The sequence below is a fragment of the Corallibacter vietnamensis genome, assembly GCF_039537875.1.
GTDB classification, from domain to species: domain Bacteria; phylum Bacteroidota; class Bacteroidia; order Flavobacteriales; family Flavobacteriaceae; genus Corallibacter; species Corallibacter vietnamensis.
In genome coordinates, this window is sequence record NZ_BAABBI010000003.1 from 184,833 (window position 1) to 208,806 (window position 23,974).

General features: G+C 31.7%; 17 protein-coding genes and 3 tRNA genes. 14 read left to right on the forward strand and 6 right to left on the reverse strand.

Annotated elements, in window-relative coordinates; translation table 11 throughout:
* Positions 1–85 precede the first annotated feature (85 nt).
* The 3 genes from ABD690_RS11290 (at position 86) to ABD690_RS11300 (ending at position 412) form a co-directional block, all read left to right on the forward strand.
* Positions 86–169: transfer RNA gene (locus ABD690_RS11290), tRNA-Ser, on the forward strand.
* 68 nt (positions 170–237) lie between these two features.
* Positions 238–312 (forward strand) — tRNA-Pro (locus ABD690_RS11295).
* 26 nt (positions 313–338) lie between these two features.
* Positions 339–412, forward strand: a tRNA-Arg gene (locus tag ABD690_RS11300).
* Positions 413–555: 143 nt separating this feature from the next.
* Here ABD690_RS11300 and ABD690_RS11305 read toward each other — a convergent pair.
* Positions 556–1,560 (reverse strand): LacI family DNA-binding transcriptional regulator, encoded by a 1,005-nt coding sequence (locus tag ABD690_RS11305; protein WP_344730634.1) that lies wholly within the window; start codon positions 1,558–1,560, stop codon positions 556–558.
* Between the two features lie 86 nt (positions 1,561–1,646).
* Entirely contained in the window at positions 1,647–3,701 is a 2,055-nt protein-coding gene (locus ABD690_RS11310; RefSeq protein ID WP_344730636.1) for an HD family phosphohydrolase, read from the reverse strand.
* Positions 3,702–3,827: 126 nt separating this feature from the next.
* Between ABD690_RS11310 and ABD690_RS11315 the strand changes: the two genes are divergently transcribed.
* A complete protein-coding gene (locus ABD690_RS11315; RefSeq protein ID WP_344730638.1) occupies positions 3,828–5,006 on the forward strand; it encodes an acetyl-CoA C-acyltransferase in 1,179 nt (392 codons plus the stop codon).
* A 12-nt stretch (positions 5,007–5,018) separates the two neighbouring features.
* Entirely contained in the window at positions 5,019–5,768 is a 750-nt protein-coding gene (locus tag ABD690_RS11320; protein ID WP_344730640.1) for a C40 family peptidase, read from the forward strand.
* Between the two features lie 54 nt (positions 5,769–5,822).
* On the opposite strand, the gene ABD690_RS11325 is transcribed toward ABD690_RS11320, so the two are convergent.
* Positions 5,823–7,070, reverse strand: coding sequence for a tetratricopeptide repeat protein (locus ABD690_RS11325; RefSeq protein ID WP_344730642.1), 1,248 nt, complete (start codon positions 7,068–7,070; stop codon positions 5,823–5,825).
* A gap of 15 nt (positions 7,071–7,085) precedes the next feature.
* Positions 7,086–9,650 carry a DNA gyrase subunit A gene (gyrA, locus tag ABD690_RS11330; RefSeq protein WP_344730644.1) on the reverse strand — a complete coding sequence of 855 codons (2,565 nt, stop codon included), beginning with the start codon at positions 9,648–9,650 and terminating at the stop codon, positions 7,086–7,088.
* Between the two features lie 261 nt (positions 9,651–9,911).
* Between gyrA and ABD690_RS11335 the strand changes: the two genes are divergently transcribed.
* Together ABD690_RS11335 and ABD690_RS11340 are read left to right on the forward strand one after the other, a co-directional pair.
* Positions 9,912–12,458, forward strand: coding sequence for an ATP-dependent Clp protease ATP-binding subunit (locus ABD690_RS11335; RefSeq protein ID WP_344730646.1), 2,547 nt, complete (start codon positions 9,912–9,914; stop codon positions 12,456–12,458).
* A gap of 70 nt (positions 12,459–12,528) precedes the next feature.
* On the forward strand, positions 12,529–12,921 hold the full coding sequence (locus tag ABD690_RS11340) for a hypothetical protein (protein ID WP_344730649.1): 393 nt from the start codon (positions 12,529–12,531) through the stop codon (positions 12,919–12,921).
* Here the strand turns inward: ABD690_RS11340 and hutH are convergent.
* Positions 12,913–14,424: a histidine ammonia-lyase gene (gene hutH, locus ABD690_RS11345; RefSeq protein WP_344730651.1), complete on the reverse strand. Its 1,512-nt coding sequence runs from the start codon at positions 14,422–14,424 to the stop codon at positions 12,913–12,915. The genes ABD690_RS11340 and hutH overlap by 9 nt on opposite strands.
* Positions 14,425–14,556: 132 nt before the next feature.
* On the opposite strand from hutH, the gene ABD690_RS11350 reads away from it, so the two are divergent.
* Positions 14,557–15,612 carry a redoxin family protein gene (locus ABD690_RS11350; RefSeq protein WP_344730653.1) on the forward strand — a complete coding sequence of 352 codons (1,056 nt, stop codon included), beginning with the start codon at positions 14,557–14,559 and terminating at the stop codon, positions 15,610–15,612.
* A 66-nt stretch (positions 15,613–15,678) separates the two neighbouring features.
* On the opposite strand, the gene ABD690_RS11355 is transcribed toward ABD690_RS11350, so the two are convergent.
* The gene (locus ABD690_RS11355; RefSeq protein WP_344730655.1) at positions 15,679–17,232 is read right to left on the reverse strand and encodes an NAD(P)H-hydrate dehydratase; all 1,554 of its coding nucleotides are present in this window, start codon (positions 17,230–17,232) and stop codon (positions 15,679–15,681) included.
* A 588-nt stretch (positions 17,233–17,820) separates the two neighbouring features.
* On the opposite strand from ABD690_RS11355, the gene ABD690_RS11360 reads away from it, so the two are divergent.
* The 6 genes from ABD690_RS11360 to ABD690_RS11385 all read left to right on the forward strand — a co-directional run bounded on the left by ABD690_RS11360 (position 17,821) and on the right by ABD690_RS11385 (position 23,974).
* On the forward strand, positions 17,821–18,336 hold the full coding sequence (locus tag ABD690_RS11360) for a GNAT family N-acetyltransferase (RefSeq protein ID WP_344730657.1): 516 nt from the start codon (positions 17,821–17,823) through the stop codon (positions 18,334–18,336).
* A gap of 316 nt (positions 18,337–18,652) precedes the next feature.
* Positions 18,653–19,735: a glycine cleavage system aminomethyltransferase GcvT gene (gene gcvT / locus ABD690_RS11365; RefSeq protein ID WP_344730659.1), complete on the forward strand. Its 1,083-nt coding sequence runs from the start codon at positions 18,653–18,655 to the stop codon at positions 19,733–19,735.
* Positions 19,736–19,743: 8 nt separating this feature from the next.
* Positions 19,744–20,658 (forward strand): glutaminase, encoded by a 915-nt coding sequence (locus ABD690_RS11370; protein WP_344730661.1) that lies wholly within the window; start codon positions 19,744–19,746, stop codon positions 20,656–20,658.
* Positions 20,659–20,682: 24 nt separating this feature from the next.
* Entirely contained in the window at positions 20,683–21,513 is an 831-nt protein-coding gene (locus tag ABD690_RS11375) for a sugar nucleotide-binding protein (RefSeq protein ID WP_344730663.1), read from the forward strand.
* 59 nt (positions 21,514–21,572) lie between these two features.
* Entirely contained in the window at positions 21,573–21,863 is a 291-nt protein-coding gene (locus ABD690_RS11380) for a 4a-hydroxytetrahydrobiopterin dehydratase (RefSeq protein ID WP_344730665.1), read from the forward strand.
* Positions 21,864–21,916: 53 nt separating this feature from the next.
* Positions 21,917–23,974 carry a carboxy terminal-processing peptidase gene (locus tag ABD690_RS11385; protein ID WP_344730667.1) on the forward strand — a complete coding sequence of 686 codons (2,058 nt, stop codon included), beginning with the start codon at positions 21,917–21,919 and terminating at the stop codon, positions 23,972–23,974.

Here is a 23,974-nt window from a genome sequence, read left to right on the forward strand (position 1 = left end):
AAAAAGTGGAAAAATAGTTGCGTTCTTTGGTTTGAAAACTTACATTTGCATCCGCATTTAAAGAACGTTCTTTACAAAATGTATTGGAGAGGTGCCAGAGTGGTAATGGAGCAGATTGCTAATCTGTCAACGCGTAAGTGTTGCCGGGGTTCGAATCCCCGTCTCTCCGCAGAGTTTAAAAAACCAAATACCGGTGGTTTTTTATAAAAATGTCTATTTGATATTTTTATCTCAACTCGGGGTGTAGCGTAGCCCGGTTATCGCGCCGCGTTTGGGACGCGGAGGTCGCAGGTTCGAATCCTGCCACCCCGACTTTTTTTCAGGTTTAATCCTTGAATGGTCGCGTAGCTCAGCTGGATAGAGCATCTGCCTTCTAAGCAGACGGTCACAGGTTCGAATCCTGTCGCGATCACAAAAGCCTTACTAATTTTAGTAAGGCTTTTTTATTTTAACTACTACAATAATTTACTTCAAAAAAACTATCTTATTTTGATAAAATAGTATTGCTTCTCTAGTCTATTCTTTTTTAGTAATAAAGTGCTAATTTGATTACTTTCATCTTGTGGAGTTTCTTTCAACAATATTTGTTTTAACTACGGTATGTATTGTTTCTGTTGAGGTTTCACTTTCTAAACGATTTACAAGTGAAGAAACCGCTTGTTTACCAATATTTTCAGCATGTTGACTAACAACTGTTAATGATGGTATTGCGTGTTCAGAAATAAGGCCATTTGTAAACCCTATAATCGAAATATCTTTGGGAATATCATATCCATTCATTCTTGCAACATTCATAGCTAAAACAGCAGAGTATTCGTCTGCTGCTAATATAGCATCAACCTTTTCATTTTTAAAAACTGGTAATAACTCTTTTTCTATTTCATTATAATGTTGAGGTGTTAATATTTTCACCTCTTTATCAGATTTTTGCATTGCTGAAACATAACCTTGTTCTCTTAATTGTCCTACGCTTATATTTGATATTATATTTAAAAACACAACATTTTCACATCCTATTTCTAATAAAAAATTTGTTGCTTTAAAAGCGCCTTCAAAATCATCTACAGTAACTTTATCACAAGTAATCTCATCTATTACCCTATCAAACATAACCATAGGTACGTTATATTTTAAGGTTTTATAAAAATGTGAATAGTCTTTATTTTTTTGTGTTTCTTCTGCTACAGATAATATGATTCCATCAACACTACCATTTATAAACGTATCTATGCTTTCAACTTCTTTTTGATGGCTTTCATTTGATAGGCAAATTACAATTTTATAACCCAATCTAGTAGCTTCCATCTCTATACCATACAATACTTTACTGAAAAACTCCAATAAAATTGCAGGTATAATAACCCCAATTATTTTAGTTGATTTAGATTTTAAACTTCTTGCAATATTATTAGGTACATAATTATAAGACTCTGCAATTTCTTTAATTTTCACACGGGTTTTCTCTCCTATTTCAGGGCTATCATTTAATGCTTTAGAAACCGTTGAAATTGAAACGCCAGCAAGATTAGCTAAATCTTTTAAGGTTATTTTAGGTTGCATAAGTGTTACATTTTTTAAGTCTCTTGCAATTTAATCATTAATACATCATGAACACTGATAGTTGTTTTAAAATGATAAAATAATATCTATTCTGGGTACTCTATCCTTAAGTGATAAATATTAGCTAGTTTTCTTTTTAATACTTTTTTGATAGATTGAATTTCTTTAAACGTAATATTGGCATTTAAAAACTGTTCTTCTGCCATTTGTTTATTGATTATATTTTCAACAAAATCATCAATTTTTGAAGAGGTTGGTTCTCTTAAGCTTTTTGAAGCTGCTTCTACACTATCACACATCATAAGAATTGCTGTTTCTTTACTAAAAGGCTTTGGACCAGGATATGAAAAAACCGATTTATCTACTTGAGAATCTAAACTAGTTTCCTTTTCTTTCATATAAAAATAGTAAACAACACTAGTTCCATGGTGAGTTCTTATAAAATCTATTACACGATCTGGTAGGTTATTCTTTTTTGCTATTTCTATTCCATTTATAACATGATCTATAATAATAGAAGCACTTTCTCTAGATGACAACTCGTCATGAGGACTTATACCTGTTGGTTGGTTTTCAGTAAAATACGTAGGGTTTTTCATTTTTCCGATATCATGATATAAAGCACCTACTCTAGCAAGCATAGCATTTGCTCCTATCTCGTTTGCAGCAGCTTCAGCTAAATTTGCGACATTTAATGAATGATGAAAAGTTCCTGGAGCTATATCAGAAAGCTCCTTAAGTAGTTTAGAATTGGTATCTGACAACTCAAGAAGTGATACATCTGATACTAATCCAAATAATTTTTCATAAGCATATATAAGTGGCTGCACAAAAAGCGTAGCTAAACCACACAATACAAAGAGTCCAAATGTTTCCCACTTAAGTGATTCTACACTCCCTTCATGTATTACAAAAAAGGCAAAATATGCTATAATATAAATAAGTGTTATTTGTCCTACAGATATAAATAAATTAGCGCGCTTATATAATTCAGATACTGTTAAAATAGTTACAATACCTGCGATAATTTGTAAAAACATGTATTCATAACTATTTGACACAATAGAGCCTAATAATAAAACCGTAACAACGTGTGTAAACAAGCCTAATCTAGCATCAAAAAAAGCTTTTAACACAAGCGGTAGTATACAAATTGGTACAACATAAATATATTTAGAATTGTAATTTACAACCAAAGTTGTAATAAGTACCATTAAGAAAATATTGAAAAATATAAAGGTTACTTTGGTATTGTTTTCAAAAACATCAAGTCTATATTTTCTTAAAAACAAAAGCAACATTAGCAATGCTAAAGCTACTAAAACTGTATAAGCAAAAACTATTAAGTAATAATTGGTATCTGTCCAAACTTGAGACTCATACTCCAACTCTAAAGAACGTAATTTTTGATATTTATCACCTTCAACTACTTCTCCTTTAGAAATAATAAGGGTTTCTTTTTCTACACTTCCTCTTGTATAAGAAATTTTATCAAGCTCTTCTTGTAATACATTCTCTGTAAAAGCTTTATCATACGTTAAATTAGGTTCTACAATATCAAAAAACAAAGAAATAAATTGTGTTTTATAGCGGTTTAGCCCATTGTTTTTTAAATCATCCTCAATAAAGCTAGTCAACTCACTTTGACTTATTAAATTTGAATACGTTGCCTTTTTATACTCTACACGGTTATTTAACAGAACAACCTTTTGTGACTTAGAAAAATTATGGTCTTGATTCAAAAAACCATAACCATACAAGTCATTTAAAATTTGCTTACCTGTTTTATACAAAACATTATCAGGTAATTTAGATAATGAATCATCAAAAATTGTTTTAAACTCTTGGTCATATAATTTGTATACTTGTTTTTTTACTGCAACATCAACATTAAAATACAGCGTACTGTTATCTGTGATACGTTTTTTTTCTGTTGCAATTTCAGCATCTGTCTTTTTTATAGCAAAATTGAAAGGTGCATATAAGTTTTCTGATTGCCAAGGCTTTCCTTTTTCGAAATTATATTTAAACTTACCGCTTTTAGGAAACAAGTAAACAATTAAAAATGTAGTACCTATAAAAAGAAGCAGCTTATATACTAATGAGTGATTTCTATATAGTAAATTAATAAAGTCTTTCATGAAGTGGTTTAATATCTCAAATGTAATAAAAATATAACCTTTTTCAATCGCTTATAATAGAGTAATCATTCTCTGTTCTATAAAAAAATCATTATTTTTGCGAGAATCAAAAAAAGAAAAATCAAAATGAATAAAGACGTCGTTATTGTTTCTGCTGCTAGAACTCCTATTGGAAGTTTTTTAGGATCATTATCAACAATACCAGCTCCTAAATTAGGAGCTATAGCTATAAAAGGTGCACTAGATAAAATAAATTTAAAGCCAGAAATGGTTCAAGAAGTTTTAATGGGTAATGTTGTTCAAGCAGGAACAGGACAAGCTCCTGCAAGACAAGCGGCTATTTATGCTGGTATTCCTAATACTGTTCCTTGTACCACAATAAACAAAGTATGTGCTTCTGGAATGAAAGCTGTTATGCAAGCTGCTCAAGCAATAGCTTTGGGTGATGCTGATGTTGTAGTTGCTGGAGGTATGGAAAACATGAGTTTAATTCCTCATTACTTTCACGCGCGTTCTGCAACTAAATTTGGACCTGCAACCATGATAGATGGTATGCAAAAAGATGGTTTAGTAGATGCCTATAATCAAGATGCTATGGGTGTTTGTGCTGATGCTTGTGCAACTGAATATGAATTCTCTAGAGAAGACCAAGATGCATTTGCTATTCAATCATACAATAGATCTGCTGCTGCTTGGGAAGCAGGAAAGTTTGACAACGAAGTAGTTCCTGTTGAAGTTCCTCAACGTCGTGGTGATGCTATTATAGTAAATAAAGATGAAGAATTTACTAATGTAAAAATGGATAAAATTCCTGCTTTAAGACCTGCTTTCACTAAAGACGGTACTGTTACAGCAGCAAATGCTTCTACAATAAATGATGGTGCTGGAGCCATGGTTTTAATGAGTAAAGAAAAAGCAGAAGAATTAGGACTAAAACCACTTGCTACAATAAAAAGTTATGCTGATGCTGCTCACGAGCCAGAATGGTTTACTACTGCACCGGCTAAAGCGCTTCCAAAAGCTTTAGACAAAGCAAATATATCAATAGATGATGTAGATTACTTCGAGTTTAACGAAGCCTTCTCTGTTGTAGGATTAGCAAACATGAAAATTTTAGGTTTAAGCGATAAAAACGTAAATGTAAACGGTGGTGCCGTTTCTTTAGGACACCCACTAGGTTGTTCTGGTGTAAGAATATTAATCACCCTATTAAATGTTTTAGAACAAAACGATGCAAAAATTGGTGCTGCAGCTATTTGTAATGGCGGCGGTGGTGCTTCTGCAGTTGTTATAGAAAGAAACTAAACCAGAATCTAAATGCAATACGGAATTTGTAATTTAAGCATTGTTCCTTTAAGGTTTGAACCATCTGACAAAAGTGAACTTGTTTCACAAGTACTCTATGGTGATTACTTTAAAGTGCTTGAACAACGTAAAAATTGGAGTCGAATTCGTCTTGCATTTGATAATTACGAAGGCTGGATAGATAATAAACAGTATCTTGAAATACTTGAAGATCAATACAGCTTTCTAAATAAGGAAACACTTAAAGTTTCAACAGATTTGGTTGAGTTTATTCAAGACAGTAACCAACAACTTTATCCAATTCCTTTAGGTGCTTGCCTTAACGGTTTATCGCTATTAAACCATACTTATGATGGTAATACCACTTCTAGTAAAAAAGAAAAAGAGTCTTTAATAAATACAGCCTTTATGTATTTAAATGCCCCATATCTTTGGGGTGGAAAAACTCCTTTTGGTATTGACTGTTCTGGTTTTACGCAAATGGTTTATAAATTAAACGGTTATAAATTACTACGAGATGCCTCACAGCAAGCCACTCAAGGTGAAGCTTTAAGTTTTATTGAAGAAAGCGATCCTGGTGATTTAGCCTTTTTTGATAATACTGAAGGTGATATTGTACATGTTGGAATTATCATGAAAGATAATTTTATTATCCATGCACATGGAAAAGTACGAATTGATAGATTAGATCATTCTGGTATATATAATGCCGAGTTAAGAAAACACACTCATAAACTACGAGTCATTAAAAAGATTATATAAAAAAACACCGCTAAAATTTAGCGGTGTTTTTTTTGATTAAAAGGAAAAAAGACTCTAATTTCCTTCTAATGTTTCTAATTTAGCTTTTAAAGCTTTAAATTTTGCAGTATTATCAATAGCACTGTATATATTCATTAACGTTTTTGTTACTTGAACATCATCTGGGTTAATTTTTAATACAGCTTCTAAATAAGGAATAGCAGATTTATATACGGTCATTCTTTCTTCCTTAAGCTCATCATAACGCTTATTATCAGCAGCTGAACTACCTAAACCATTCATTTCTTCAATGATATCTTTCTCTTCATCAAGAATTAATGCCGCAATATTTGTTTGAGCATTAACATAGGTAGGATCCATTTCAATTACTTTATTGTAATATTCTTTTGCCTTTTCGTTATTTCCTGATTCAGCAGAAAGAACTCCTAAATTATAAAATAAGTCAATGTTGTTAGGATCTAACTCGATAGCTTCTTCTATTAAAGATTTATAAGCATCTGTATTACCCATTTTATACTGAAGGTTAGCTTCCGTTAATATCAAATTAACATCGCTTGGCTCATTGGCTCTAGCCTTTTTTATAGCAGCGATAGCTTCATCATTTTTGTCTAAATTAACATAAATAAGTGCAATGTTTTTGGTTATTTCAGCTAATTTAGATTCTGTCATACGATCAACAGGTTTGATATAGTCGTCTCCTTTTACTAAAATATCTCTTGTTGCTTTATCAAAAACTTCTTCTTCTCCTGTTTCTACATTTGTTGCATAATATTGCTTTTCTTGTCCTGTATACCCTAAATCACTTAATTTTAAGTAATGATTTAAAGCAGCATCATAGTCTTGCCCACTTACAGCACTTACAGCAGCATAATATAGATATGTTGTATCTGAAGGCACAACTCTATAAAGTTGCTCAAATTTATCAGTAGCTAGTGAGAAATTATTGCTTTTGTAAGCTTCATTTGCTTTGGTAAGAAAATCATTTTCCATCGCAGTTTTAAGTTCTGACAGTTCAGATGCATAATTATCTGAAACACTTTCTAAACTTGTTAAAGCCTCATTTATATCTGACTGGCTTCCGGTTCCGTTTGCATAAAGCGCTTTTGCATTAAGAAAGTTATATTTATCTTTTAATTTGCCATCCATAGAAGACATTAAAGACTTTGCTTGACCTAAAGCTGTTTTAGCTTCTGCATAGTTTGCATTTTTTATAGCTTTTTCAGCTGTTTTCAATTCCTTTTTTTGAGCAAAAGAAAACGTAGTTACCGATAGGGATAAAGCAACTATTAGTGTATTTTTCATTTTTCTGTTTTTTTATTAATTATCGTTATTATTTTGATCTTCTTGAGTATTATCAAGATTTGTACCATTTTCTATGGTTTCGCCAGATTCTAATGCTTCAGCATCAATAGTTTCATCTTCATCTTTCATTACTTTTGCTACTGCTGCTATAGAATCTTTTCCTTTTAAGTCTATAAGTTTTACTCCTTGTGTTGCACGTCCCATAACTCGAAGGTTGTTAACTGCCATTCTAATTGCAATTCCAGATTTATTAATGATCATTAAATCATCTTCATCGGTTACAGATTTAATGGCTACTAGATGACCTGTTTTTTCGGTAATAGAAATTGTTTTAACTCCTTTTCCTCCTCGGTTTGTAATTCTATAAACAGCTTCTCCATCTTCAGGATCGTCAATAAACGTACGTTTACCATAACCATTTTCAGATACAACAAGTACAGATTCTTCTTGAGGATTTTCAATAGCGATCATACCAATTACTTCATCTTGATCGTTTGCTAGTGTAATCCCTCTTACTCCTGAAGCATTTCTACCCATTGGTCTTGTTTTAGCTTCTTCAAATCTGATGGCTTTACCAGACTTAAGTGCTAACATTACTTGACTATTACCAGTGGTTAGTTTTGCTTCTAATAGCTCATCTTCCTCTTTTATGGTAATGGCGTTAATACCGTTTGTTCTTGGTCTTGAATATTGCTCAAGTGCTGTTTTCTTTACTTGACCATTTTTTGTAGCCATAATAACGTAATGGCTGTTTATGTAGTCTTCATCTTTTAGGTCTTGCGTACAAATGAAAGCCATAACTTTATCGTCTTGCTCTATATTTATAAGGTTTTGAATAGCGCGACCTTTTGATGTTTTGCTTCCTTCAGGAATTTCATAAACACGCATCCAGAAACATTTACCTTTTTGAGTAAAGAACAACATGTATTGATGGTTTGTACCTACAAATAAGTTCTCTAGGAAATCTTCGTTTCTTGTTGTTGATGCTTTTTGACCTACGCCTCCTCTATTTTGTATTTTGTATTCTGTTAAAGATGTTCTTTTTATGTATCCAGCATGAGAAATGGTAATAACTACTTGCTCATCAGGAATCATATCTTCAATACTTAAATCTCCACCAGCATACTCTATTATAGAACGACGCTCATCTCCGTATTTATCTTTAACAACAAGAAGCTCATCTTTAATGATATTCATACGACGCTCTTTTTTGTCTAGAATATCTTTTAGGTCTTCAATAGTTTTCATCAATTCTTCGTATTCAGAACGTAGTTTATCTTGTTCTAAACCTGTTAATTGACGTAGACGCATCTCTACAATAGCCTTGGCTTGTATTTCAGATAGCTTAAAACGTTCTATTAACTTTTCTCGAGCCTCTTCAGCATTAGATGATGCACGAATTAAAGCTATAACTTCATCAATATTATCTGAAGCAATTATTAATCCTTCTAATATGTGTGCACGCTCTTCAGCCTTACGTAATTCATATTTGGTACGACGCACTACAACATCATGTCTATGCTCTACAAAATGATGAATAAGTTCTTTAAGGTTTAGTAATTGTGGTCTTCCGTTTACTAATGCAATATTATTTACACTAAAAGATGATTGTAATGCCGTGTATTTAAAAAGTTTATTTAAAACTATATTAGGTATTGCGTCTCTTTTTAATACGTAAACAATACGCATTCCATTTCTGTCAGACTCATCTCGAATTGTAGAGATACCTTCAAGTTTTTTGTCATTTACAAGATCGGCTGTTTTTTTAATCATATCAGCCTTATTTACTTGATAAGGAATTTCTGATACAATTATACATTCTCTACCTTGTACCTCTTCAATAACCGCCTTACCTCTCATTACAATTCGTCCGCGACCTGTTTTAAAGGCTTCACGAACTCCATCATAACCATAAATAGTTCCTCCTGTAGGAAAATCTGGCGCTTTAATGTAAGTTATTAACTCATCTATTTCTATATCATTATTATCAATATAAGCTACTGTACCATCAACAACTTCACTTAAGTTATGCGGTGGCATATTTGTAGCCATACCTACAGCAATACCAGAAGCACCATTTACTAATAGTCCAGGTATTCTGGTAGGAAGAACTGTTGGTTCTTGTAATGTATCGTCAAAATTTAATTTATGATCTACAGTTTCTTTATCAATATCTGCAAGCATGTCTTCAGATATTTTTCGCATACGCGCTTCGGTATAACGCATTGCTGCTGGGCTATCGCCATCTATAGATCCAAAGTTTCCTTGTCCATCAACAAGCATGTAACGCAAGCTCCACTCTTGAGCCATACGTACCATTGTATCATAAACAGATGAATCACCATGTGGGTGATACTTACCTAAAACTTCTCCAACAATTCTAGCTGACTTCTTATGAGCTGTGTTTGACCTAACTCCTAATTCATGCATACCAAAAAGCACGCGTCTATGAACAGGTTTTAAACCATCTCTTACATCTGGTAATGCACGTGACACAATGACTGACATTGAATAATCAATGTAAGCCGATTTCATTTCATCTTCAATATTAATTGGAATGAGTTTTTCTCCTTCTACCATATATTAAATTAATTAGTTTTTTTCAAAATTTCAAATCGAGCTAATATAACCAATTAAGTAGTAATGATAGGTGTTTGTTCTATCTTTTTTATTTTTTTTATTAACAATTTCCAGTACTATTTTAGTTAATAAGTAAGCTGTTAATTTTTTTGATTTTGTTAAGTTTTTTTTGTCTATTAGCAAGACACATATAATTTAAGGTATAGTTTTTGCCTTTAGTAATATGTTTTTATTACATTTAATGCAGAAAGGATATAATTTATGGATGATAATTTTTCACCTAGAGTAAAAGACGTAATCGCTTTTAGTAAAGAAGAAGCACTGCGCCTTGGACATGATTTTATAGGTACAGAACATTTAATGCTAGGGCTTTTAAGAGACGGTAATGGTAAAGCTATCAATATACTTAATGCTCTAGAAATAGATTTAAACCACTTAAGGCGTAAAGTAGAAATATTAAGCCCTGCAAACCCAAATGTTGCAGTGGTTTCTAATGAAAAAACAAACTTGCACCTAACAAGGCAAGCTGAACGCGCTTTAAAAACAACATTTCTTGAAGCCAAGCTATTTCAAAGCACTTCAATAAATACAGCACATTTATTGTTATGTATTTTAAGAAATGAAAATGACCCAACTACAAAGCTTCTTAATAAGTTAAAAGTTGATTACGATAACGTTAAAGAACAATTCAAGTTTATGATAACAAATGACGACGAATACATAGAACCAAAAAACCAAGCATTTGATGATGATGCGTCAGCTGGTGAAGACACACCTAAAGACAATCCGTTTAATGCGCCTTCAGGAAAAACTAATAAAAAATCTAAAACACCTGTTTTAGATAATTTTGGTCGAGATTTAACCGCTATGGCCGAAGAAGGAAAATTAGACCCTGTTGTAGGACGAGAAAAGGAAATAGAACGTGTTTCTCAAATTTTAAGTAGAAGAAAGAAAAACAACCCATTACTTATTGGTGAACCTGGCGTAGGTAAATCAGCAATTGCTGAAGGTTTAGCAAACAGAATTGTGAAACGAAAAGTATCTAGAATATTATTTAACAAACGTGTAGTAACACTAGATTTAGCCAGCCTAGTTGCAGGCACAAAATATCGTGGACAGTTTGAAGAACGTATGAAAGCTGTTATGAATGAATTAGAAAAAAATGATGATATCATTCTTTTTATTGATGAAATTCACACAATTGTTGGTGCTGGTGGCGCAACTGGAAGTTTAGACGCATCAAATATGTTTAAACCTGCTTTAGCTCGTGGTGAAATTCAATGTGTTGGCGCCACTACCCTAGATGAATACAGACAGTATATAGAAAAAGATGGAGCTCTTGAAAGACGTTTTCAAAAAGTTATTGTAGAACCTACTAGTGTTGAAGAAACTATCATGATTCTTAACAACATAAAAGGTAAGTATGAAGAGCATCACAATGTTGATTACACAGATGAGGCTATTGAAGCGTGCGTTAAGCTAACTAACAGGTATATGTCTGATAGATTTTTACCAGATAAAGCTATAGATGCACTTGACGAAGCCGGATCTAGAGTTCACATTAAAAATATTGATGTTCCTCAACAAATTTTAGATTTAGAAAAACAACTTGAAGACGTAAAAGAATCTAAATCTTCTGTTGTTAAAAAACAAAAATATGAAGAAGCAGCAAAGTTAAGAGATGATGAAAAACGCATAGAAAAAGAACTTGCTATTGCTCAAGAAAAATGGGAAGAAGAAACAAAATTACACCGCGAAGTTGTTACTGAAGACAACGTTGCCGATGTAATATCTATGATGACCGGAATCCCTGTAAACAGAATAGCACAAACTGAAAGCAACAAACTTGCTCAATTACCAGAACTTATAAAAGGAAAAGTAATTGGTCAAGATGAAGCCGTTGCTAAAGTTGTAAAAGCCATTCAGAGAAACAGAGCTGGACTTAAAGATCCCAATAAGCCAATTGGTTCATTTATATTTTTAGGGCAAACAGGAGTTGGTAAAACACAATTAGCTAAAGTTCTTTCTAAACAACTATTTGATAGCGAAGATTCACTTATTAGAATAGATATGAGTGAATACATGGAGAAATTTGCAATCTCAAGACTAATTGGTGCTCCTCCAGGATACGTTGGTTATGAAGAAGGTGGTCAACTTACAGAAAAAGTAAGACGCAAACCTTACGCTGTAATATTACTTGATGAAATAGAAAAAGCACATCCTGATGTATTTAACATGTTACTTCAAGTATTAGATGACGGCTATTTAACAGACAGTTTAGGTAGAAAAATTGATTTTAGAAATACAATTATTATAATGACCTCAAATATTGGTGCTCGTAAGCTTAAAGATTTTGGAACCGGAGTTGGATTCGGAACATCGTCACAAAAAGCGCAAGAAGATGCCAATGCAAGAAGCGTTATAGAAAACGCACTTAAAAAAGCGTTTGCTCCAGAATTCTTAAACAGAATTGATGATGTTGTTGTGTTTAACGCTCTAGAACGAGAAGATATCAATAAAATCATTGATATTGAACTTGAAAAACTATTTGAAAGAATCAAGTTGCTAGGATACGATTTAAAACTATCTAAAAAAGCTAAAGATTTTATTGCCGATAAAGGTTTTGACAAACAATATGGAGCAAGACCATTAAAACGTGCAATACAAAAGTATATTGAAGATACACTAGCTGAAGAAATAGTTAACTCTAAAATTGACGAAGGTGATAAAATCTCTATGACTTTAGACGAAAAAAGTCAAGAGCTAAAAGTCACTATAGAGAAACCAAAAGATACTGCAGAATCCTAATAATTAGTTTTTTAACTAAAAAAAACTCCATTTTATAAATGGAGTTTTTAGTTTTTTTTTAATTTAGAATATGGAGAAAAAATTAAAGTACACTTTTGGAGAATTTACTATATACAGCAACTACATAGTGGCTGTTATGAAAGAAGGTGTTACAATATCAAATGAAAAGTATAACGCTATTGTTGATATAACTAAAAAATATTATGGCGATAGCAAACCCTTTGTATATGTAACACACCGAAAAAACTCCTACGCTATAAACCCTAAAGTTTATCTGGAAACATCAAAAATTGATAATTTATTAGGATTTGCTGTTGTAACCGGCGAAAAAATTATGATAGACAATTCAGATATAGAAAAACTTTTTCTTCAAAAGCCATTTGAAATATTTTCAACACTAGAAGATGCTTATAAATGGGCAAATAAATTGTGTAAAAATAAATCAGATGAATCTTTAACTTAAAAATTCATCTACATCTACTGCCAATTGCTCTACAAACAAAATACTTTTATCAATATCTTTATAAAGTTCTCTATCATCAGCCACAAAAGCAACTTGCTCTCTATAAGATTTTAGAAAAGACTCTATAAATTCAGAAGATTTTAAAGGCGCTCTGAATGATAATGCTTGAGAAGCATTAAAAAGTTCTATAGATAAAATACGCTTTACATTATTAACCAATCTAAATGCTTGCGTAGCTGCATTTGCACCCATACTAACGTGATCTTCTTGACCATTACTAGACACAATACTATCAATACTTGCTGGTGATGCTAATTGTTTGTTTGCACTTACTATACTAGCAGCTGTATATTGTGGAATCATAAATCCAGAGTTTAAACCTGGGTTATCAACTAAAAAGGCTGGTAACTCACGTAAACCTGATACTAATTGAAAAATTCTGCGCTCTGAAATATTTCCTAATTCAGCCATAGCTATTTTTAAATAATCTAACGCCAAGGCTAAAGGTTGTCCATGAAAATTACCTCCAGAAATAATTTCATCATCATTAAAAAAAATATTAGGGTTGTCAGTCACCGAGTTTATTTCTGTAATAAATGTTTTTTCTACATAAGCTAATGTATCTTTACTTGCACCATGCACTTGCGGTATACATCTAAACGAGTACGGATCTTGTACGTGTTTTTTAGATTGACTAATAAGTTCGCTACTATCTAAAAACTCTCTAACACGTTCAGCAGTTTTAAGCTGCCCGTTATGTGGTCTTACTAAATGTACTAACTCATTAAAAGGCTCTATCCTACCATCAAAAGCATCTAATGAAATACTTCCTATTAAATCTGCTAAATATGACAATTTATAAGACTCTAATAGCAAGTCTATACCATACGCGCTCATAAATTGTGTTCCGTTTAGCAACGCTAAACCTTCTTTAGATTTTAATACTATGGGTTCCCAGTCAAATTTCTCTAAAACTGTTTCTGCATCATGGCGTTTTCCCTTATAATAAACTTCGCCTTTTCCTAATAATGGTAATGCTAAATGAGCTAATGGTGCTAAATCTCCCGAAGCTCCTAAAGAACCTTGCGTATAAACAACTGGCAAAATATCGTTGTTATAAAAATCTACCAAACGTTTTATTGTAGCTACTTGCACACCACTATGGCCGTAATGTAGCGATTGTATTTTAAGTAAAAGCATTAATTTAACAACATGCTTTGGTACACGCTCTCCAACACCACAAGCATGAGACATAACTAAATTCTCTTGAAGTTTAGTTAAGTTTTCATTTGTAATTTTCACATTATACAATGATCCAAAACCTGTATTTATCCCATAAATTGGTTTGTCTTGATTTTTTAATTTTTCATCAAGATAACTTCTACACTTTTGAACTTTATCAATAACTTCATCAGAAAGCGCTAATTGTTTCTGTTCGTAAGTGATTTCGTATATGGTTTTTAAATCTAAAGTTTCAGATGATATATAATGAATTTGGCTCATGTCTTTTTTAAATATTTGGCCTCAAAATTCTGCATTCGTATCTAATTATGCAAGTAAATATTAATAATTAAACGAAATACTAACATTATAATATAATTCTCATTATTTTTGGTAAAACATAAATTATTTATCATGAAAAAACTAGCGATTCTCGCATTAGCAATATCTGTATTTGCATGTAATGAAAAAGAAGAAAAACCTAAAGATTATGTAACACTTTCAGGAACAATCACTAATAAAAACAGCGACTCTGTTTTTGTAAAGAAAAAAGATTTTATCAAAGTACTAAAAGTTGCTGAAGATGGCACATTTAAAGATACTTTAAAAGTTGCTGAACCAGGCGTTTTTTCAATTGGAGATGGTACAGAAGTAACATCAATTTTCCTAAAAAATGGTTATGATTTAAACATGACTATTGACACAAAAATGTTTGATGAAACTGTGAAATATACTGGAGAAGGATCTGAAACAAGTAATTTTTTAGCTGCTCATAGTTTGAAACAAGAAACTTATTTTTCTACTGAAGCCTATAAGGATTTAGATAGCCTTGCTTATAACAAGGAATTTGACAAAGTTGAAAACGAACTTAAGGCTTTTTATGACAATGCTAAAAACATTGATTCAACTGTTGTGGCTGATGCCAAAGAACGTCTTCCTAAAATAATGAAATATTACAGGTTTGCTATTAAACAGCAATTAGAAACTGAAAAAGCAATGTCTGAAACTTTATATAAAGGTGCTGATTCTCCAGAGTTTAAAGACTATGAGAATTATGCAGGAGGCACAATGTCTCTAAATGACTTAAAAGGAAAATACACATACATTGACATTTGGGCTACATGGTGCGGACCTTGTAAAGCTGAAATTCCTTCACTTAAAAAAATTGAAGCCGCTTATCATGGTAAAAACATTCAATTTGTTAGTATCTCAATAGATGATGATAGAACTCATGGAAACTCATGGGATAAAGCTAAAGAAGATTGGAAAGCGATGGTAGCCGATAAAGAATTAGGAGGTATTCAATTATTTGCTCCAAAAGGATGGCAATCACAGTTTATTGCAGATTACTACATTATGGGTATTCCTAGATTTATACTTTTAGATCCTGACGGAAAAATTGTTTCTGCTGATGCACCAAGACCATCAAGCAGTGATCTTACAGATTTATTTAGCGAGCTAAATATTTAAAATAGATTAACTCATAAAAAAAGCCACTTTTTAGTAAAGTGGCTTTTTTTATATTCTTAACTTTAGTTATGACTCCTCTTGCTCTGCTTCACTAACTTGAGGTTGTTCTGGTTGTTTAAATAAGTCTATATAAGCTTCTGCTACAGCATCAATAACATAGCTAGCTATCATACTTTGATACCCAAAATCTTCTAAAATTATATCAGCAGCTTTACCATGTAAATACACCCCAAAAACAGAGGCGCTTAAAGGCTCATATCCTTGAGTTATTAATCCTGCAATGATACCCATTAACACATCGCCTGTTCCTGCTGTAGCCAAACCTGGATTTCCTGTTGTATTGACATAATATTTATCTTGAAAAACAGTAATTGTATTTGCGCCTTTTACAACAACAATAACTTCATGCTTTTTTGAGAAGGCTTTTGTTTTATTTAATTTATCAAAATCATCTTTCCATTCACCAATTAAACGTTCTAGCTCTTTTGGGTGTGGCGTTAATACTGTGCCTTTTGGTAATAAGGCTAGTAATTCAGTTTTTTTTGATAATAGATTTAAAGCATCAGCATCAACAACCAAAGGCGCTTTATTTTCTTTTAAAAAATTCTCAAAAGCAAGTAATGTTTCGTCTTGTGTACCAATTCCTATTCCAACTCCTATGGCAGATGGCGTAATATCAAATGAAATATTAGAGATAAACTTTTCGTTTTCATCAGTAATCACCATAGCTTCTGGTAATGCTACTTGCAATGGCACATAACCACATTTTGGCACATAAGCAGACACTAAACCTACTCCAGAAACCAAAGCTGCTTTACTTGACAATGTTACTGAACCTATCTTTCCATAACTACCACCAACTATAAGTGCATGTCCAAAACTACCTTTATGTGAAAAACGCTTACGCGGCTTATATATTGGTAAAACTTCTTGCTTACCTATAAGCTCTGCTTCTGTATTAAGTTTGTAAATGTACTCTAAATCTATACCTATATCTAAAACCTCCCATTGTACCGAATATTTTGAAGTTTCAGGTAAAAAGAAAATAAGTTTTGGCGACTGAAAACTTAAGGTGTATCCAGCCCAAACAACATCATTTTCACTTTCTGGAACACTATCAGTTTGTAAACCTGAAGGAATATCAATAGCTAAAGTAAATGCTTTTGATGCTCTAAAATGTTGAAATAATTTCTTTACCCAATCTGCTATTGGCCTGTTTAAGCCAATACCAAAAACAGCATCAACAATAATAGCTTCTGGGGTGATTGTAGGAAAATCCTCTTCACAAGCCATAAGTGTTGGCCACTCTTTAGTTACCTGTTTTATTCTATCATAATTTACCAAAAAGTCTTTAGAACGCTTATCACTATAGTTTACAACATATGTATGAACATTATATCCATGATTTACTAAATGTCTTGCCAAAACCAATCCATCGCCACCGTTATTACCTATACCACAGAACACATGAATTGGTACTTGAGCGCCTTGCATACGCATATGCATCCAATTAAAAATTTGTGTTCCAGCACGCTCCATTAATTCTGTTGAAGATATATTCTGACGTTGTGCTGTTAATTTATCGCCTTCGTAAATCTGTTCTTTTGAGAGTATTTTCATTATTTATTAAAAATTCTATATGTTTTTTGTTAATTCTATAAAAAGAATTAATTCGCTTTTTATTAGATAAAAATAACACATTTGAGTATGTATATGAGCACGAAGTTAACAAATAACAACTTAAAAATGGCAACTAATATTATTGGTATCTTTTATTTTTGTGCTATTATTTCAGCTACAATTATTACAACTCGTTTGGATTGTTATTAATATATTCTCTTCGGTCATAAAAAAGTGTATTTCAAACACTTTGCTAAACAACAACAAGCTCTTAATCAAGTTTTATAAAATGTGTGTTTGTTAAATTTTAAGTAATCCCTGTTAGTGCTATTGGAAAAAAAAATAAAAGTATAAAAACGAATCTGATTTAGTAAAAAAATTATAGTGAATACGCGATAACACTGCATGAAGTAACCCCAATTTTATACTGAAAAAGATTCGTTAATTTTAGTATTTATAGCTGATAACATGAAAAAAATCTTTTAAATGGTAGTATTACTTAAAAAAAACCTTAGAATAAAAGTCACGGATAAAAATTAAAATAGATATATGGATTTAAAACTGGTTCTTTTGAGCTAATTTTGTCTCATGACATCTACTATTAAAGCAACATTAAATGATGCTGAACAATTATCTGTTTTAGCTTCTAAAACGTTTTTAGAATCTCACGGGCATAGTGCGCCACAAAAAGATATAGACAATTATATATCATTAAAACTAAACCCTGAAGCTTTTAAAGAAGAGCTGAATGATAGCAACAATATGTTTTATTTATTACATTTTAAAAACCAATTGGTTGGTTACTCTAAAATAACTCTTAATGTCGCTACAAAAAATATTCCTTTTAATAATGTAACAAAGTTAGAGCGTTTATATTTACTTGAATCTCATCAAGATTTAAAACTAGGCTTAATGCTTTTCAATTTTAATATTGAAATATCTAAAAAACATAATCAATCTGGTATATGGCTTTATACATGGATTAAAAACAAAAAAGCTATCAAGTTTTATGAAAAAGCAGGATTTAAGATCATAGGGCATTATGATTTTAAGATATCAGAATCACATTCTAACCCTAACCATCAAATGCTTTTAACATACTAATTGCTAACTATAACTCACAAAAATAGTCTTGCAAATATGCAAGACTTTCATTTTTAATATTTAAAACTTTATTTCTTTGTAACTCTCTTGATTACCATGTCTCTTTTAGCTTACATTTAAAGTGTATAAACACCAATTAAACAGCTACTTAAGCTTATAAAATCATCAACAGGATAAGCGTCTTAACATGCATTTTTATAGTTTTTATTTCAACAATTAAAGCAACACATATAACACAGATAAAATATCTGTTTTTCAGATTACAAAAACAGATAATATTCAATACATTTGCGCTACAATATAGAAACAACAACACATGAAAAACACAGCACTAACAACTACACATGAAGCTTTGGGAGCAAAAATGGTTCCTTTTGCTGGATACAATATGCCTGTACAATACGAAGGCGTTAACATAGAACATGAAACAGTTCGTAATGCCGTTGGCGTATTTGATGTATCTCATATGGGTGAGTTTTTAATTGAAGGACCAAATGCTTTAGAATTAATTCAGAAAATTAGCAGTAATGATGCTTCTAAATTAACCATAGGAAAAGCACAATACAGCTGCTTACCTAATGATAATGGTGGTATTGTTGATGATTTAATTATATATCGCATAAAAGAAGAAACTTATTTATTAGTTGTAAATGCTAGCAACATTGAAAAAGATTGGAACTGGATACAATCTAAAAATGATGTTGGTGCTGATATGCGAGATTTAAGTGAAGACTACTCCCTACTAGCAATCCAAGGCCCTAAAGCTATTGAAGCTATGCAGTCACTATCTAGTCATGATTTATCAGAAATAAAATTTTACAACTTTGTTGTTGGAGATTTTGCTGGCATAGAACATGCAATCATATCAGCAACAGGTTATACTGGTAGTGGTGGATTTGAAATTTATTGCAAAAACAGCGAAGTAAAACAAGTATGGGATAACGTTATGAAAGCTGGGGCTGACTATGGTATAAAACCAATTGGTTTGGCTGCTCGTGATACGTTACGTCTTGAAATGGGTTATTGCCTTTACGGAAATGATATTGATGATACAACATCACCTATTGAAGCTGGTTTAGGTTGGATAACAAAATTTTCTAAAGCATTTACAAACTCTGAAGCTTTAGAAACTGAAAAACAACAAGGACCTAAACGAAAGCTTATTGCTTTTACATTAGATGAAAGAGGAATTCCTCGTCAAGGATATGATATTGTTGATGAACAAGGTGAAAAAATAGGTGTAGTAACTTCCGGAACTATGTCTCCTTCTCTAGGAAAAGGTATTGGTTTAGGTTATGTGCCAACAGCTTTAGCTGGTGTTGACAGTAAAATACACATTCAAATTAGAAAAAATGCAGTTCCTGCAACTGTAGTAAAATTACCATTTTACAAAGGTTAATAGTATATATGATTGAATACCAAAATATTTTAGACAGCATAAACCAATCGGTTATTAAGGAACAAAACAAAGGCACTATAGCAAGTTATATTCCTGAACTAACAAATGTTGATATAAATGATTTTGGTATTCATTTACAATTAGTTTCTGGAGAGCAATTTTCGGTTGGCAATTCTCATCAACCTTTCTCCATACAAAGTATCTCCAAAGTTTTATCACTAGCCTTAGCAATGTCACAAGTTGGCACTGCCATCTGGGAGCGATTAGATGTAGAACCATCTGGCAACCCTTTTAATCATTTATCACTTTTAGAATTAGAAGAAGGTATTCCTAGAAATCCGTTTATAAATTCTGGCGCAATTGTTATTGCTGATATTTTAGTTTCAAATTTAAAAAACCCTAAAGCAGATTTTTTAAACTATGTACGAGATATCACAGGAGATAACAGCATTGACTACAACTATAAAGTAGCACAATCTGAAAAAGAAACAGGATTCAATAATTATGCTGCTGCAAATCTTTTAAAGTCATTTAACAACTTGCACAATGATGTAGAAGACGTTTTAGATTTTTACTTCCATCAATGTGCATTAGAAATGACATGTCAACAATTATCTAAAGCTTTTTTTCTATTTGCTAACAAAGGAAATTGTTTAGCCAATAAAGCTAGACTAACTAAAAGTCAAGCAAAAAGAATTAATGCTATTATGCTTACTTGTGGCTTTTATGACGAAGCTGGAGAGTTTGCTTTTGAAGTTGGACTACCCGGTAAAAGTGGTGTTGGTGGTGGCATTGTAGCTTTATTACCAAACCAATTTGTGATTTCTGTTTGGTCTCCTGGACTTAATGAACGTGGTAACTCAAAACTAGGCATGCAAGCTCTAGAACAATTTACAACACTAGCCAATCAGTCTATTTTTTAACACGTTTCTTTTTTAAAACTTTAAATGAAGAAAGAAAAAAGTAAGCATACTATTTTAATTCTTGGTGCAAGTGGCTTTTTAGGAAATGCGCTTTATAAAGAGCTATGTCCTTATTTCAGAACATTTGGTACTTATCGTATTCCTAAACGAGAGTTTGAGAAAAACCAACATTTTTTTCAGTATGATGTTGAAGAAGATGATGTCTATGAAATTCTACAAGCCGTAAAACCTACCATTATTATTTCTGCATTACGTGGTGATTTTTCAGCACAAGTTATCGCACATGCTCATATAGTAGAATATATAAAAACCTACAAAAGCAAGCTCATATTTTTATCTTCGGCCAATGTGTTCGATGCTTATAGCAAATATCCAAGCTATGAAAATGACAAAACATTAAGTAATAGTATTTACGGACATTTTAAAATTAAAATTGAGAATGCACTTTTGCGCTTACCCAAAAAACACGTGGCAATAATAAGATTACCTATGGTGTTTGGCGCTCAATCACCAAGAATACAAGAAATAAAATACTTTTTTAAAGAGAAAGAACCTATAGAAGTATTTCCTAATCTAATTATGAATGTTTCTACAGATTCTAAAATCACGCAACAAATACACTATATCATTAATAGAAATAAATCTGGCATATTTCATTTAGGAAGCAACGACCTTGTACATCATGATGATTTTATAAAAGATATTATTACCGCATTGCAAATAAAAACTCCTTTATTAAAACAGGTTTTCACTACAAATGATGACAGATATCTAGCTGTTTTGCCCAAAGAAAACTCACTTCCCAAACATTTACAATTTACCAGTAAAGATGTTTTATCAGAATTAGAAGTTTAATTTAAGCGTCATAACATAATAAATGGTTAAATTTATCAGAAACCTAAAACCATTTTTTTATGAATAAACTTTCAAAAGAAGATATCGACAAAAAATTATTACGTTTTCCTGATTGGGAATACTATGAAGATGCTATTCATGTTGAATTTGAATTTGACAATTTTAAAGATTGCTTTAGCGCCATGAGTAGAATTGCTTTTGAATGTGAAGCACAAAATCATCATCCAAACTGGACAAACGTTTACAATGTATTAACCATTTCTCTATCTACACACAGTGCTAACGGCGTAACCGAAAAAGATTTTAAACTAGCTGAAGCTATAGAGATGATTGTAGAAGTTCAAGAATAATAGGAAATAATTTTCATTTTTATTACTTTTCAAATCTATACCTTTAACTATAAATGACTTATTACTTAAGGCTACTAACCTTTTTTTTAGTTTGCAGCAACATTAAAGCGCAAACTACAGATTTATTTTGTGAACAAGTACAAGCTATAAATGATATTGTAAAAAAGGCACACTATCAACCAAAACCTCTAGATGATGATTTTGCGTCAGGTGTTTTTAATTTATTTCTTTTAAAATTAGATGAAAGACAACGTCTTTTTACTGAAACTGATATCGCACTATTTAGTAAGGACTCCACGCTTATAGATGATTATATTAAGAATGAAAACTGTGACTTTATAAACAAATATATTACCACATTAGAGTCAAGAATATCACTCTCAAAATCTATTATTGAAAACCTTTCTAACACAGCGTTAGACTATTCTGGAAAAGACACCTTATATTTTGATTTTGAACGGCCTATCTCCTACTTCAAAAACGAAAAAGAACAAGTTAAGTACTGGAACAAACGAATTCGTTATGAAATTCTATCAAACATTATAGAAGAAGATACAACTTTAGCCAATGCTAAATCTCATTTTAAATCATTAGAGAAAACACTTAAACCTAAAATTATACAGCAACAAATCTGTATTCTAGATGAATTACTCAATCAAAGTAAAGGTATTGACGGTTTTGTAAAAGAATCATTTTTAAATGCTTTTCTAAACTATCAAGACCCTAATTCATCATTTTTTAATGTATCAGAAAAAGCGCGCTTTGAAAACTCATTATCTAATGATGAAATGTCTTTTGGTATATACACTGCAAAAAATAAAAACGGCGATATTATAATTACTTATATCAAGCCAGGTAGTGCCGCTTTTAAAAACGGAGGCTTTGATAAAAATGATGTTATAAAATCTTTAAAATCTAAAAATAAAGAGCTAGAAACATTTTGCATCTCTAACAGCGAGATTATAGATTTTATCAATGACACAAACAATGCAACGATTACCTTTAGAATAAGAAAGAAAAACGGAACTATTAAAAACATTCAACTTACAAAAATGAAATCTCAAGTTGAATCAAACACCATAACAGGTTACGTTATAAATAATACAATAGCAAAACTTGGCTATATAAAAATCCCTAGTTTTTATACCGATTTAGAATCTCCAAATGGCTTGGGAGTTGCAAATGATGTTGCTAAAGAGCTTTACAAGCTTCAAAAAGAAGGTATTCAAGGCTTAATAATTGATTTAAGGTTTAACTCTGGTGGCTCAATGAAAGAAGCAACTGATCTTTCTGGGATGTTTATAAATCGTGGACCGCTAGCCATTCAAAAATATAATAGCAACCAGACTTTCACCATAAAAGACGCTAATCGCGGCTCATTATTTAATAAACCATTACTCGTTTTAATTAATAGTTACAGTGCTTCTGCTTCAGAGTTTTTTAGTGCTGCTATGCAGGATTATAATAGAGCTATACTTGTTGGCTCACCTAGTTTTGGTAAAGCAACCGCACAAATTATTTTACCACTTAATGACACTGAAACATTAGGATATGCAAAAGTAACTATAGAAAAATTTTACAGAGCTACTGGTAAAAGTCATCAATTACAAGGTGTTATTCCTGATGTCGTATTACCTTCTATTTATGATGATTTTAATCATGGAGAAAGTCAAAAATCTTATGCTTTATCAAACGACTCTATAACTCCAATGCTAAAGCTTTATCCTTTAAAACCTTTACCTATAAAACAAATTAATACTCAGAGTAAAGAAAGACGACAACAAAAAAACAGTTTTGAATCTGTAAAAGACTTGAACAAAACCCTATTAAAGAACGTAGTAAACAAAAAAACACAATTTTCTTTAACTTTAGAAAACCTTTTTAATGACTACAAAACATACAAAAGTACTTGGGATGCCTTTGATAATTTAAGTCTTAAAAATGACACTATTCCATTTCAAAATACAGCATCAACAAGTGAAATAATTAGCTATAACACCGATGAGAAAAAGCAAAATCAGTCTATTTTAAACAACTTATCAAAAGATATATATATCAACGAAGCACAAAACATCTTAATAGATATTATAAACCTAACCAACAACAATTAA